The sequence below is a fragment of the Pseudomonas sp. GW821-FHT04C07 genome (assembly GCF_059420325.1).
The window spans coordinates 67659-81601 of sequence record NZ_JBWKTM010000001.1 but is presented as its reverse complement, the minus strand read 5'-3'; the positions used below and the strand labels follow the sequence as shown (position 1 = coordinate 81601).

Sequence of the window (13943 nt, the reverse complement as noted above, 5' to 3'; positions counted from 1 at the left end):
AGCATCACGACCGCCGACGATAAGACAAAGGCCGCACAGGCCGTGAGTTGTCGATTAAGCCTTTCTCGCGGGATCGAGAACAGGACAAAGGCGGCCGGTAATTCACCCGGCCTGGACGAGTGTTTGCGTAAATGGTTAAAGCGCAAACATACACGCGCCATAAAAAACAGTATGAGCAATGTCGTTATCGAACTATTCAACGTGGTATTGGTTAGTTTGACGTCTACCGATACATTGAATAAGGCAGCGTAAGAATCGGCACTCAATGATCATGGAATAATCAATGCCGATAACCAATGTAGTGCGACCTGCGCGCTCGTATGTTCAGGGTGCTTCATGGCGCAAACCAACGGTCCATATCATCACGCAAATTGGGCACTTGTTATTTCCCGACTCTCCAACTTTTATGGATGGGGTGAACCCACTCTGCATTTACTCTGCCAGCCGTATGAAAAATATTTAATTTGCCATGAGTGCCCCGTAAACATTGGCTGTTGGCTGAAATTCTGGGTGAATCAAGACGCGGATGCTGCTGGGGGATTGCACCCAATAGTGGGGAATTTCACACCGAAGTTGAGGGGGTTTAACCGCTCTTTCTGATTGTTGCTGCTCATCTGCGCTCGGTAGTTTTTTTAAGCTGACAAATGGTCCGTTTGGTCCGTTCGATAAAAAAATATTTGAAATTCGACTACTAAAATTTTCCATTGCAGCTAGAGTCCACTTGGACGCCTATCGTGGTGCGACAAAAGAACATTTCAATTAGGCCTAAAACAAGAGAGCACTTTGCCAGTTCGACTACGCCTCACGTCAGCCAACTTCCAATCGGAGTTATAACTCGCGCGAGCAGCAAGATTCCTGGCCAGGAGTTTATCTCGCAACGGGACAACCCCATATTGAACGAGAGTGTCATCATGATGAAACACTTGAGCATCCATCGAACTATCCGCTTGACCTGCGCGATCGCAGGCGGCCTGGTTGTAGTGAGTCTGCCCTTCAAGAATGCCCTCGCCGCTACAGCACCAGTGATCGCTGCTCCACCGCTTGTGGATGTACTACCCACCCTGCAGCCGCTGAGCGGTATCACACCGCCCGACCCCTCGGGAACCGAAGACGGATTCGAAGTCACTCTGATGGGCGACTACGTGAAAAATCGCACAGCGGCGATCCAATTGGGCAAGGCCCTTTTCTGGGACATGGAGGTCGGCAGCGATGGCTCCACCGCTTGCGCGACTTGTCACTTTCACGCCGGGGCCGATCACCGGATCACCAACCAGATCAACCCCGGCCAGAGAAACACCAATGCGAACGTCGCGTCGATCTTCAACAAGCCGTTCGCAGCGTCCGACATCCCTGGCGACGTGGCCTCATACACGACCAGATCAGGTGGCAAGGGCGGCCCGAACTACACGCTCAAGAAAACCGACTTTCCGACCCATGTGCTGGCCGATCCGCTCGATCGCAATTCACCGATCCTCTATTCGACCGACGATGTGATCGGCTCACAAGGCGTGTTCGACGCCAACTTCGTCAAGCCGCGTCAATCGCGTTTCGACGATTGCAAGCGGCAGCCGGACGGTATCTTCCAGGTCAATGGCATCAATGTCCGTCGTAGTACCGGGCGCAACGCACCTACGGTAATCAACGCCGTCTTCAACGTGCGCAATTTCTGGGATGGCCGGGCCAATAACGTCTTCAATGGCTTCTCGCCGTTCGGCAATCGCGATCCCGATGCCGCCATCTTCGTTACCAGAGATAGCAGCGGGGTTGCGGCCAAGGTGCGGCTAGCACTCAAGGATGCCTCTGCCGCCTCGCAGGCCGTGGGACCTCCCGGCAGCCCAGTCGAAATGTCCTGCGGCGGGCGCACCTTCGCGGACATCGGCCGACGCATGCTCGACAATCTGATACTCAAGCAGCAGCAGATCTCATTAACCGATTCGGTATTGGCCCCCATTGTCGGCCACCGACCTTCCTATCGTGAACTGGTCCAGAAGGCCTTCCAGCCACGGCTGTGGAACGCGACGCAGCAGGTTTCGCTGGGTGGCGCGCCGTATAGCCAGATGGAGGCCAATTTCCCGCTCTTCTTCGGGCTCGCGATCCAGATGTACGAAGCCACCCTGGTCTCGGATCATACGCCGCTGGATGCCTATTTGCTGGGTGAAAGTCAGGCATTGAATGCCCAGCAAGTCGAGGGTATGAATCTTTTCACTGGCAAGGGCAGGTGCATCAATTGCCACGGCGGGCCGGAATTGACCGGCGCAGCCACCCGTTTGCACCTCACGCCCCTTGCGCTCGTCGAACGTATGGTGATGGCTGACGGCCTGACTACGCTCTATGACAACTCCTTCTACAACATCGGTGTGCGCCCGACCTCGGAGGACATAGGGGTCGGCGATAAGGATCCATGGGGTAACCCGCTGTCATTCACCCGCGAATACAACACCATGCTGCAAGGCGGCCAGGTGCCTGATCCTTTTACTGTCGACGTGTGCTTGTTCGCAGTGCCATTGAGCTCGGCGATACCCTGTGACCCGACGCTCACGCCCAAAATCGGCTTCCGCGATGCCGTCGATGGCGCCTTCAAGGTGCCGACGCTGCGCAACATCGCTTTGACCGGGCCGTATTTCCACAATGGCAGCCGGGCGACCCTCCAACAGGTCGTTGAGTTCTACAACCGCGGCGGTGATCGGCGTGGCCAGGATGCGAACAACACCAGTGGATTCGATAATCCCGGCGCGAATCAGCACAACACCTCGAACCTCGATCCGGATATTGCCCCTATAAACTTCACCCCCGCGGAAATGGACGCACTGGTCAAGTTCCTGGAGGTCGGGTTGACCGATCCGCGGGTCGCCTGGGAGCAAGCGCCATTCGATCATCCGTCGCTTGTGATTCCGCAAGGCGAGTTGGGTGACGAAAACTCCGTGGTGGGACGGCCGATTAATCCCAAGATTACGAGCTCGCAGGCGGTAGATGCGCGGTTGTCGCTCAAAGCCGTCGGTGCAAAAGGTCGCACCATCAAAGAGGGGCCTTTGCAGCCGTTCAACAACGACCTTTGATCTGGATGACCTCCGTGCTGCTGGATCTCACGTCGTGCAGGTCTGCGGGCAGAGCTACCGGCTCAAGGACGAGCTGAAATCGGGTCAGGTGGTACCTCGGGAAACCGGCGCTTCAGGGAGACTTGCCCGCGATGAAAGATCATGCGGTCCATCTGCAGGACCGCAGCGTCTGTTTCGCGGGCAAGTCGGATCGCCGCACCGCTCGCTCCTGCAGGACTCAGCAGCACCGACTTAATCGCAAAAAAATCCCGACTAAAACGCTAAGTAGAACGCTTTTGCTGCCGTTAAAGGGTGTGCAGTGTGATGCGCGTCACTCTGTGTGTGCTTAATTGCGAGAAATGCAGGCACAATGCCATCTATTGATTTGCCGGGTCGGAGTTTTACCCTTGCCGCGTTCCAGCGCTGTACGTTTCAGTCATTTTTTGCCCTCATTACTGTTGTTGCTCGCGGGGCTTGCGGCTGCCTACGTCAAGGATCTCAACGTCTTCTTCACCTCGTTGTTCAACGTGCTGCCGACCTTGGTACTGTTGCTTGGCGGTTCTTACTGCGCGGTTTATCGACGTCAGCGTGAACTGTTTCTGATGGTCACGGTGTACACCGCCTATTTTCTGCTCGACACCCAGACCGACTATTACCGCGACAACGGAAAAGTCCGTGAAGACGCTGCGGTAGTGTTCCATCTGTGCTGCCTGCTGCTGCCTTTGCTGTATGGATTGTTCGCCGCCTGGCAGGAGCGCACTCATTTGTTTCAGGACATGGTGGCGCGCTTCGCCGTGTTGCTGGTGTCTGGCAGTGTCGCGCTGAGCCTGGAGCAAAGTTTTCCGCAAGCGCTGCTGGCCTGGTTGGCGGAGATCCGCTGGCCAGCGTTGTATGGCAGCTGGATGAGTCTGATCCAGTTGTCTTACCTGGTGTTCTTTGCCTCGTTCCTGCTGCTGGCCGTGCAGTACTGGAACAACCCAAGGCCGTTGCATGCGGCGCAATTGGTGGGTTTGCTCGGGCTGTTCTGGATGTTGCCAAAGACCTTCATTTTGCCGTTCACCCTGAACATCATGTGCAGCCAGGTGATGTTGATGATCGCTGCGGCGGTCGCTCACGAAGCCTATCAAATGGCCTTCCGCGACGAGCTGACCGGCCTGCCCGGACGCCGCGCCCTGAACGAACGCTTGCAGCGCCTGGGCCGCAACTATGTGTTGGCGATGGGTGACGTCGATCATTTCAAGAAATTCAATGACACCCACGGCCACGACGTCGGCGACCAGGTGCTGCGTCTGGTGGCCAGCAAACTGTCGAAAATCAGCGGCGGTGGACGCGCCTATCGCTACGGTGGTGAAGAATTCGCTCTGGTATTCGCCGGCAAGACCCTGGAAGAGTGCATGCCGCACCTTGAGGTCATCCGCGAATCGATTGCTACCTACGACATCCATTTGCGCAACCAGGACAGCCGCCCTCAGGACGATCAGCAGGGGCGACAGCGCCGGGCCGGCGCCTCGGCCTCCAGCGTTTCGGTAACGGTCAGCATCGGGGTGGCCGAGCGGATCGAGCAACGAACCCCGGAAGAAGTGCTCAAATCGGCGGATCAGGCGCTGTACGGTGCCAAGGGTGCGGGGCGTAACTGCGTCATGGCATTCGGTCAAAACCGCCGTGGCGCAGTGCGTATGGACGCCGCTGCGGGTTGAGTGTTGGCGCCGCGAGGCTTGCCCGCGAAACATACGCACCTACACTGAAAATCTATAGCCTGGCCTTGATGACTAAACTTTACAAAATAGTCACTAGCTGACCCTATGTGTCTTAAAAGTTGTTCGGTTACACTCGGGATCTAGCGTAAAACCGATCCTACGAATCACTTGTCAAGTTCTCACGAGGTTTGCCATGGCTGACTACAAAGCGCCCCTGCGCGATATGCGCTTCGTCCTCAATGAAGTTTTCGAGGTCGCCAAACTCTGGGCCGAACTGCCTGCTCTGGCTGACACAGTCGATGCTGAAACCGTCGAGGCGATTCTCGAAGAAGCCGGCAAAGTCACCAGCAAAAGCATCGCGCCGCTGAGCCGTAACGCTGACGAAGAAGGCTGCCGTTGGAGCGACGGTGTGGTCACCACGCCGCAAGGTTTCCCACAGGCATATCAGACCTACGCTGAAGGTGGCTGGGTGGGTGTCGGTGGCGATCCTGCTTTCGGCGGCATGGGCATGCCTAAGGCGGTCTCGGCCCAGGTCGAAGAGATGATTAACTCGTCCAGCCTGGCCTTCGGTTTGTATCCGATGCTGACCTCTGGCGCCTGTGTGTCGATCAACACCCATGCCAGCGAAGAGCTCAAAGCTACGTACCTGCCAAACATGTACGCCGGCGTCTGGGCGGGCTCCATGTGCCTGACCGAACCTCATGCCGGGACCGATCTGGGGATCATCCGCACCAAGGCTGAGCCGCAGACCGACGGTTCCTACAAGGTCAGCGGAACCAAGATCTTCATTACCGGCGGTGAGCACGACCTGACCGAAAACATCATTCATCTGGTGCTGGCCAAGCTGCCGGACGCACCGGCCGGGCCTAAAGGTATCTCGCTGTTCCTGGTGCCGAAATTCATGGTCAATGCCGATGGCAGCCTGGGTAAGCGTAACCCGGTGACCTGCGGTTCGATCGAACACAAGATGGGCATCCAGGCTTCCGCCACCTGCGTGATGAACTTCGATGAGGCGGTGGGTTACATCGTCGGCGAGCCGAACAAAGGCCTCGCGGCGATGTTCACCATGATGAACTACGAACGTCTGGGCGTCGGCATTCAAGGCCTGGCGTCTGGCGAGCGCTCTTACCAGAACGCGGTCGAGTACGCCCGTGATCGGCTGCAAAGCCGTTCGCCAACCGGTCCACAAGCCAAGGACAAAGTCGCTGATCCGATCATTGTCCACCCTGACGTGCGTCGCATGTTGCTGACCATGAAAGCCTCGAATGAAGGCGGCCGTGCGTTCTCCACTTACGTGGCGATGCAACTGGACACCGCCAAGTTCAGCGAAGACGCCGCTACCCGTAAGCGCGCTGATGATCTGGTGGCCTTGCTGACGCCGGTCGCCAAGGCATTCCTCACGGACCTGGGGCTGGAAACCACCGTTCATGGCCAGCAGATCTTCGGCGGCCATGGCTATATCCGCGAGTGGGGCCAGGAGCAATTGGTTCGTGACGTGCGCATTACCCAGATTTACGAAGGTACCAACGGTATTCAGGCGCTGGACCTGGTGGGTCGCAAGATCGTCGGTAGTGGCGGGGCGTTCTATAGACTGTTCGCCGACGAGATTCGTCATTTCACTGCGACCGCCAGTGCCGACCTGGCCGAGTTCAGCAAACCGTTGAATGATGCCGTCGATACCCTCGACGAGCTGACGGCCTGGCTGCTGGACCGCGCGAAGAACAATCCAAACGAGATTGGCGCCGCGTCGGTCGAGTATCTGCAGGCATTCGGCTACATGGCCTACGCCTACATGTGGGCATTGATGGCCAAGGCGGCATTCGGAAAGGAAGCGCAGGATGACTTCTACGCCAGCAAACTGGGCACGGCACGTTTCTACTTCGCCCGCCTGTTGCCGCGGATTCACTCGCTGAGCGCTTCGGTCAAGGCGGGCAGTGAATCGCTGTTTCTGCTGGATGCGGCGCAGTTCTGAAGAATGTTACTTAATGTAAGCATTCTCTTACATTACGTACTGTCGTTCTCCCATAGCCTAGGATTGGATCCACAGCTAATCTACTTCACATGGACGTCGCGCAGGAAGCGCAAAGCAACAACACGGACACGTAGGATTCTGCCAGGATGGCGGAGTGAAATGGATGTCAGGGAAACAGTCTGCAAAGCCCCGCTTCGGCGGGGTTTTCTTTTTGTGGCGAGAAAAGTTGTTGTGGCAAGGAACCTGCTCTCAGCCCAGCACATCCAGTGTTGCCGGGCTCGCCATCCGTCCGTCCGGGCCATTCATCACCTCTTCCAGCAAAGTGCGCAGAAGTTCGAGCGTGGCTTGCTGACGTTGTACATCGCGACACACCAGACCGACTTTCAGCGGTACCCGCGGCTCACTCAACGGTTTCCATAGCAACGCCTTGTTGCTGTGTTCCTGCCGGGAGCGGCCGGGCAATACGGTGGCCAGTTTTGTGTGGGGCAGGCTGTCGAGAATCCCGGCCATGTTGTTCAGTTCTGCCTGCACCTGCGGGCGTCGTCCGAGATTGGCCAATTGCGCCTGCCAGATCTGCCGCACCTGGAACTCCTCTCCCAGCAATAACATTGGTAATTCTGCAGCCTGGCTCATTGAGACTTTCTTGAATTCGCGCAGCGGATGCTCGGCCGGGATGACAAGGGTCAACTCATCCTCATACAACAGCACACCCTGCAGCCCCGGTTGGCGCGGCGGTAGATAGCTGATGCCAATGTCCAGTGAACCGTTAAGCAGCCGTTTTTCGATTTCAAGTCCCGTCAGCTCATAGATCTGCACCACCAGGTGCGGTTGCGCTTTGCGCACCCGCTCCAGCATTTGTGGCACCAGGCTGGTGTGTACGGTCTGCAGTACGCCGATGGCCAGCGTTCGCAGCGCCTGCCCCTTGAAGTTGCGCAGCGCCTCACGGGCCCGCTGCATGCCATCGAGTAAGGGCAGGGCGTGGTTATACAAGGTGTGGGCGGCCAGGGTAGGCAACAGGCGTTTGCTGCTGCGCTCGAACAGGCTGACGTCGAGGTTCTGTTCCAGTTGGCGAATCTGTTGCGAGAGCGCCGGCTGGGAGATTGACAAGCGCTCTGCGGCCCGTCCCACATGGCCTTCTTCATACACCGCGACGAAATAACGCAGTTGTTTGAAATCCATAAGTAATTCTTATCGAAGAAGCTGGAAAATCGAAATGGCCCATGGCCGTTCAGAAGCCTAGTCTAACCGCCTTCACAAGGCTTACAGGGCCATAGAGCGCGATGAATACCGTTTACGTTGATGGTGTTTACATAGGCAAGGCAAAAAACCTCGGGCAAGGTTTGATCAGCGATACGGATAAGCACCGGGTTGAAAATCGACTCTGGCTGTGGCCGCAAGGCCTGGGCAGCGATGAGCATGGCGATCCGCGTTTTCACACCGGCCCGGAACGCGCTCTGCATCATTACCCGGCCGAGCACTATGTCTATTGGCGCAAACGTTATCCACAGATCGGTTGGTGTGCACCGGCGTTCGGCGAAAACCTCTCGACCCATGGTTTGACGGAGGAGCAGGTGTGTCTGGGCGACATGTTCCGCTGGGGCGGCTCTTTGCTGCAGATCAGCCAGCCGCGTTCGCCGTGTTATCGCCTGAGCCATCGCTGGGGGTTGCAGTCTCTGCCGCAACAGGCGCAGGACACAGGTCGTTGCGGATGGTTCTATCGAGTGCTCAAGCCTGGTTTCGTCAGTTCCGATCAGCCATTCGAGCTGATCCAGCGCAGCTACCCCGGGCTGACCGTGGCTTGGGCCTTACGCTGTTTTTATCAGGAGCCTCTGGAGCATGCAGGTTTGAAGAAACTGGTGGATTGCCCGACGCTGTCCTCACGCTGGCGCGATATTGCGATCAAGCGCATGCGCACCGGCCGGGTCGAAGACTGGTCTTCACGTTTGCTCGGCCTACCGCTTGAGGGGCTGCGTGCATGAGTCTGTTCAACCTGCGTCGCAATTCCCCAAGCCTTGATGATTTAACGGCGGATCGGTGTTGGTCATCCCGGGGCGATAACCTTTCCAGCGAGTGCCTGATGCCCAGTGTCGAACGACCCCGGCAGATTTTTGTTCGTGGCCAGGGTTCCTGGCTGTGGGACAGCGCAGACCGCGCGTATCTGGATTTCACTCAAGCTGGTGCGGCCAACAGTCTTGGTCACAGCCCTTCGGTGTTGGTGAATGCCATTGCCTCTCAGGCCCAGGCGCTGATCAATCCGGGTGCCGGTCTGCACCATCGCGCTCAGCTCAATTTGGCCCCTCTCTGACTCCCGAACCGTCTCGCGGTATAACGCGTCGCCTCATGCCTGATTCTTTTTGCATGGGGCGTTTTTTTGTCTCCGCGCTTTGCGAAACACCAGCTCGTGCTTGAGCGATTGTTAGAACAATGGCTTTTTAACGGAATCGGCATGGACGGCTGCTGCCGCTGCGAAAAGTTTCCACGGTGGCTGACATTGGAGATATATACCACTTAGTGGTATGTTTGTGAAAGGGATGTCTATGATGTTCAGGTTATTCAAGACCAAACGCTTTGCGATTCAAGCCAGCAAAGCGTTGATTTGCGACGCAGCCCTGATTGCTGCATTCAGCGAAATGCTCAGCGGACAGGCTGACAATCTCGGCGGCGGAGTGTGGAAGAAACGCTTGGACGCATATCGCCAACGCTCGATTGTCTTGGCTAAGGGTGGTCGTTACTGGATTTTCAGTTTTTGTTTGCCAAGCAGAACCAAAGCAACATCAGCAGGTCGGAGCTGGTTGCTTTCCGGGAGTTGGCCAAGGCCTATGAGGGCCTGAGTGACAGGCAAGTCCAGCAGTTGTTGGACATGAAAGAGTTTGTGGAGATAAACCATGAGTAGGAAATTCAAGAGTGAAGCACTTGAGTCGATCCATGATTCGGCCAGTGCTCTGCTTTCGGTCGGGGCTATCAGCAAGACCACCATGCGCCAATTCGATGAATCATGCCTGGCGACGGTGCCTGCTGAAATTCCAGCGGAGCAAATCAAACAATTGCGCGAGCGCAGCAATGTCAGCCAGCCAGTGTTCGCGCGCTATCTGAATACCAGCGCCTCCACCGTCAAACAGTGGGAGTCGGGTGACAAGCACCCCAGTGGCATGGCGCTCAAGCTACTGAGTATCGTGCAGAAGTACGGTATCGAAATACTCGCTTGAAGCGGCGCGTTCGAACGATCTTTTCGGGACGCCTGGGTGGCATCGACTGATTACAAATCCATCAGCTCCATCACCCGCTGATAAAACAACCACTCCTGCTCTAGCGCATGGGCCAGATTGCTGGCCTTGCGAAAGCCATGACGTTCATCGGGGTAGTAATGCGCTTCGGCCGGGAGGCCGTTGTCCTGCAAGGCCTTGATCATGTCGCGGGTCTGTTGCGGCACGACCACTGCGTCGAGCTCACCCTGGAAGAAAATCACCGGCACGCGGATATTGCCTGCGTGCAGGAGTGGACTCCGGGCGTTGTAACGTTCGGCGTCCTGTTCGGGGTCGCCGATCAGCCAGTCGAGGTAATCACCCTCGAATTTGTGGGTGGTGCGGACCAGGGCGGTCGGATCGCTGACGCCGTACAGACTGGCGCCGGCACGAAATACATTCTGAAACGCCAGTGCACACAGGGTGGTGTAACCGCCAGCACTGCCACCGCGAATGAAGGCTTTTTCGCCGTCGATCAATCCTTGTCCAGCGAGGTAGGCGACGACCGAACAAGCGTCCTCGACATCCACTGCGCCCCAACTCAAATGCAACGCCTGTCGATAGGCGCGACCGTAGCCGGTGCTGCCGCGATAGTTGAGGTCGGCGATGGCAAAGCCCCGTTGCACCCAATACTGGATGCGTGGATCGAGCATCGGATAGCAGGCGGAGGTTGGGCCCCCATGGATAAACACCACCAGAGGCGGTTTAGTGGCGCCGTTCATGGCGGGGTAGAAAAAACCATGAGCTTCACCCTTGCCACTTGGGTAGCGCAAGGTTCGCGGACAGCTGATCTGGTCGGCGGGCAACGGCGCAACGCCGCCAGCCAACACCTCGACTCGATGAGTGTCGCGGTTGATGGCGACCACCGCTGATGGGCTGATTGGTGACGCAGCGATGCAGTAAATAAACTGTTCATCCAGCGCCAGATTGCGAAAGCGGCTGTAGTCGCCGGTGAAATCCTGTAGCGAACCATCGCCTTGGCACAGTCCGAGTCGGCCAAAACCATTCTCGGTCCAGCTCGCCAGATAGGCACCTTCACCCAGCGGCAGCCATGTGCTGCTACCCAGTTGCCAAGGCGCGGGTGCGTGATCCGCTTCAGCGCTGGAGAGCGGGTTCAAGCCTGATTCGGATTCGATCCATGGCTGCCAGAAACCGCCGCGATCGGTCAGGCAATACAGGCGATTGGCCTCATCAAAGCGAGGTTGTTGCAGGGATTCTTCAGTGGCATCACCGGCTACACAGCGCGGCGCGCTCCAACTGCTGTCGGCCTGACGCTCGGCGACCATCAATCGCGTAGAGGTCCACGGCTGGTGCGGGCGACTCCATTCGATCCACGCCAGTCGCTGACCGTTTGGGCTCAGGGTCGGCGCGGCATAGAAGTCGGCGCCTTCAACCAGTAACCGGCGTTGTCCACTGGCGACATCGATAGCGATCAGTCGGTGTTGATTGTGGTTTTCCTCGACGGCCAGAACCTGGCCGTCAGCGAACTGCAAATCGCCATAGCGGCACTCGCCCTGGGTCAACGCCTGGGGCGTCTCACCTTGCAGCGATTGCCGATAAAGCTGTTGATCCGCTTCGTTGACGAACACCAGCCCGTCAACGCTCAGGCAGAACGAACTGCCGCCATATTCATAGACTCGACTGCGTACGCTGAACCCCGACGGCGTCAGGCAGCTGGCCTGGCCGTCGTGCCGGTACCAGATTCGGCAGGTAGCGTCTTCGGGACGGTATTCATTCCAGAACAGGCCGTGCGGGCCGACGCGCAATTCAGCGAAGTCGATACCGGCAGCAACGGCTTCGGCGGCGCTGATGGGTTCAACCTTTAATGATGAGGTGTGAGTTTCGTTCATTGCGAAAGGCCAGTTGTTCGATGGTCTGGGTAGCGTGTTCGGCTTCTTCGCGGGCCTGAAGGATCACGCCGTGATGTTCTGACTTGCTGCACACCGGGTCAGCGTTGCTGGCGTCACCCGTGAGCATGAATGCCTGGCAGCGGCAGCCGCCGAAGTCCTTTTCCTTTTCATCGCAGGAGCGGCACGGCTCGGGCATCCAGTCGTAGCCGCGAAAGCGGTTGAAGCCGAACGAGTCGTACCAGATGTGCTGCATGCTGTGGTCGCGCACATTCGGGAACTGCACCGGCATCTGCCGCGCGCCGTGGCACGGCAGGGCGGTGCCGTCCGGGGTCACGGTGAGAAAGAGGCTGCCCCAGCCGTTCATGCAGGCTTTGGGGCGTTCTTCGTAGTAGTCCGGGGTGACGAAAATCAGCTTGCAGGGATGCCCTTCGGCTTCCAGTCTGGCGCGGTACTCATTGGTGATGCGCTCGGCACGAACCAGTTGCTCTTTGGTCGGTAACAGTCCGACGCGGTTGAGCTGCGCCCAGCCGTAGAACTGGCAGGTGGCAAGCTCGACAAAGTCCGCTTCCAGCGCGATGCACAGTTCAATGATGCGGTCGATTTTGTCGATGTTGTGCCGATGGGTGACGAAGTTCAGCACCATCGGATAGCCGTGGGCTTTCACCGCACGGGCCATTTCGAGTTTTTGCGCGAAGGCTTTTTTCGAGCCGGCCAGCAGGTTGTTCACCTGCTCGTCGCTGGCCTGGAAACTGATCTGGATATGGTCCAGCCCGGCTTTCTTGAAGTCGCTGATTTTCTGCTCGGTGAGGCCGATGCCCGAGGTGATCAGGTTGGTGTAGAAACCGAGTTTACGGGCTTCACCGATCAGCTCGGCCAGGTCCTGACGCACCAGCGGTTCGCCACCGGAAAAGCCCAACTGCGCGGCGCCCATATCCCGTGCTTCGCGGAACACCTTGATCCACTGTTCGGTACTCAGCTCCTTGCCTTGCTCAGCGAAATCCAGCGGGTTTGAGCAGTAGGGGCATTGCAGCGGGCAGCGGTACGTCAGCTCGGCCAGCAGCCACAATGGCAGGCCGATCTCAGGCCTGGGCGGTAGCGGCTGAGCCTGCTCAGGCGAGTTCGATCCAGTGCTTGGCACGGGCGACCTCCATGAATTGTTCGATGTCGTCACCGAGCTCGGGTACGCCGGGGAACCGGGCGTCCAGTTCGGCAATAATTGCCGCGACATCGCGCCCACCGTCGATCAGGCCGCCTATCAGCGCGGCACTCTCGTTGAGTTTGATCATGCCTTCGGGGTACAGCAGCACGTGGCCCTTTTGCGCTGGTTCGTACTGGTAACGGTAGCCGGTCCGCCAGCTCGGGATCTTGCCGCGATCGAAGCTCATAGGGTGATTCCCTTATGCCAGACCCGTTGCCCGGTTACGCTGTGATAAGGCGGGCGGTTCAGTTCGTAGGCCATGCTCATGGCATCGAGCATGCTCCAAAGGATGTCCAGTTTGAACTGGAGAATTTCCAGCATGCGCTCCTGGCCTTCCCGAGTAGTGTAGTGCTGCAGAGTGATCGCCATACCATGTTCTACATCACGTCGAGCCTGGCCCAGGCGAGTGCGGAAATACTCATAACCGGCCGGGTCGATCCACGGGTAATGCTGTGGCCAACTGTCGAGTCGCGACTGGTGGATTTGCGGGGCGAACAGTTCAGTCAGCGAGCTGCTGGCAGCTTCCTGCCAACGGGCCCGGCGGGCGAAGTTGACGTAGGCGTCCACGGCAAAGCGCACGCCGGGCAAGACCAGTTCCTGGGAGCGTAGCTGATCCGGGTCCAGACCGACGGCTTGGCCGAGACGTAGCCAGGCTTCGATGCCGCCTTCTTCACCGGGCGCGCCGTCGTGGTCGAGCAGACGCTGAATCCATTCGCGGCGCACTTCCCGATCCGGGCAGTTGGCCAGGATCGCGGCGTCCTTGAGCGGGATGTTCACCTGATAGTAAAAGCGATTGGCGACCCAACCCTGGATCTGCTCGCGGGTCGCCCGGCCTTCATACATCGCCACATGGTAGGGGTGATAAATGTGGTAGTAGGTGCCCTTGGCGCGTAGCGCCTGTTCGAATTCGGCGGGGGACAGCGGTGTGTCAGGCATTTCGGTTCTCCAG

At 57.9% G+C, this 13943-nt stretch carries 10 protein-coding genes and 2 pseudogenes; 7 read left to right on the top strand and 5 right to left on the bottom strand.

The genetic code is table 11. From position 1 onward, the window contains the following. The first annotated feature begins 911 nt into the window (after positions 1 to 911). The 3 genes from AC07UI_RS00355 (at position 912) to AC07UI_RS00345 (ending at position 6704) form a co-directional block, all read left to right on the top strand. The gene (locus AC07UI_RS00355) at positions 912 to 3056 is read left to right on the top strand and encodes a cytochrome-c peroxidase (RefSeq protein WP_494990587.1); all 2145 of its coding nucleotides are present in this window, start codon (positions 912 to 914) and stop codon (positions 3054 to 3056) included. A gap of 386 nt (positions 3057 to 3442) precedes the next feature. Continuing rightward, the gene (locus AC07UI_RS00350; protein ID WP_494990586.1) at positions 3443 to 4732 is read left to right on the top strand and encodes a GGDEF domain-containing protein; all 1290 of its coding nucleotides are present in this window, start codon (positions 3443 to 3445) and stop codon (positions 4730 to 4732) included. A gap of 193 nt (positions 4733 to 4925) precedes the next feature. After that, positions 4926 to 6704, top strand: a complete 1779-nt coding sequence (locus tag AC07UI_RS00345) for an acyl-CoA dehydrogenase C-terminal domain-containing protein (protein ID WP_494990585.1) — start codon at positions 4926 to 4928, stop codon at positions 6702 to 6704. A gap of 249 nt (positions 6705 to 6953) precedes the next feature. Here the strand turns inward: AC07UI_RS00345 and AC07UI_RS00340 are convergent, their stop codons facing one another. After that, positions 6954 to 7883: a LysR family transcriptional regulator gene (locus AC07UI_RS00340; protein WP_494990584.1), complete on the bottom strand. Its 930-nt coding sequence runs from the start codon at positions 7881 to 7883 to the stop codon at positions 6954 to 6956. Between the two features lie 101 nt (positions 7884 to 7984). Here AC07UI_RS00340 and AC07UI_RS00335 point away from each other — a divergent pair, with 101 nt between their 5' ends. From AC07UI_RS00335 to AC07UI_RS00320, 4 genes and pseudogenes are all read left to right on the top strand, one after another. After that, positions 7985 to 8683, top strand: a complete 699-nt coding sequence (locus AC07UI_RS00335) for an MOSC domain-containing protein (RefSeq protein WP_494990583.1) — start codon at positions 7985 to 7987, stop codon at positions 8681 to 8683. Continuing rightward, positions 8680 to 9000: pseudogene (locus tag AC07UI_RS00330) on the top strand (aspartate aminotransferase family protein); the annotation flags it as partial. The gene AC07UI_RS00335 and the pseudogene AC07UI_RS00330, both read left to right, overlap by 4 nt. Positions 9001 to 9220: 220 nt before the next feature. Next, a pseudogene (locus tag AC07UI_RS00325) lies at positions 9221 to 9597 on the top strand (type II toxin-antitoxin system RelE/ParE family toxin). Beyond that, positions 9590 to 9910 carry a helix-turn-helix domain-containing protein gene (locus AC07UI_RS00320; RefSeq protein WP_494990582.1) on the top strand — a complete coding sequence of 107 codons (321 nt, stop codon included), beginning with the start codon at positions 9590 to 9592 and terminating at the stop codon, positions 9908 to 9910. Before AC07UI_RS00325 ends, AC07UI_RS00320 begins: the two are co-directional and overlap by 8 nt. A 50-nt stretch (positions 9911 to 9960) precedes the next feature. On the opposite strand, the gene AC07UI_RS00315 is transcribed toward AC07UI_RS00320, so the two are convergent. Genes AC07UI_RS00315 through pqqC form a run of 4 tightly spaced genes read right to left on the bottom strand, consistent with a single transcriptional unit; the run spans position 9961 to position 13930 of the window. Next, on the bottom strand, positions 9961 to 11796 hold the full coding sequence (locus tag AC07UI_RS00315) for a S9 family peptidase (protein ID WP_494990581.1): 1836 nt from the start codon (positions 11794 to 11796) through the stop codon (positions 9961 to 9963). Beyond that, a complete protein-coding gene (pqqE, locus tag AC07UI_RS00310; RefSeq protein WP_494990580.1) occupies positions 11762 to 12934 on the bottom strand; it encodes a pyrroloquinoline quinone biosynthesis protein PqqE in 1173 nt (390 codons plus the stop codon). Before pqqE ends, AC07UI_RS00315 begins: the two co-directional genes overlap by 35 nt. Continuing rightward, positions 12906 to 13181: a pyrroloquinoline quinone biosynthesis peptide chaperone PqqD gene (gene pqqD / locus AC07UI_RS00305; RefSeq protein ID WP_494990579.1), complete on the bottom strand. Its 276-nt coding sequence runs from the start codon at positions 13179 to 13181 to the stop codon at positions 12906 to 12908. Before pqqD ends, pqqE begins: the two co-directional genes overlap by 29 nt. Further along, positions 13178 to 13930 carry a pyrroloquinoline-quinone synthase PqqC gene (pqqC, locus tag AC07UI_RS00300; protein ID WP_494990578.1) on the bottom strand — a complete coding sequence of 251 codons (753 nt, stop codon included), beginning with the start codon at positions 13928 to 13930 and terminating at the stop codon, positions 13178 to 13180. Before pqqC ends, pqqD begins: the two co-directional genes overlap by 4 nt. Positions 13931 to 13943 lie beyond the last annotated feature (13 nt).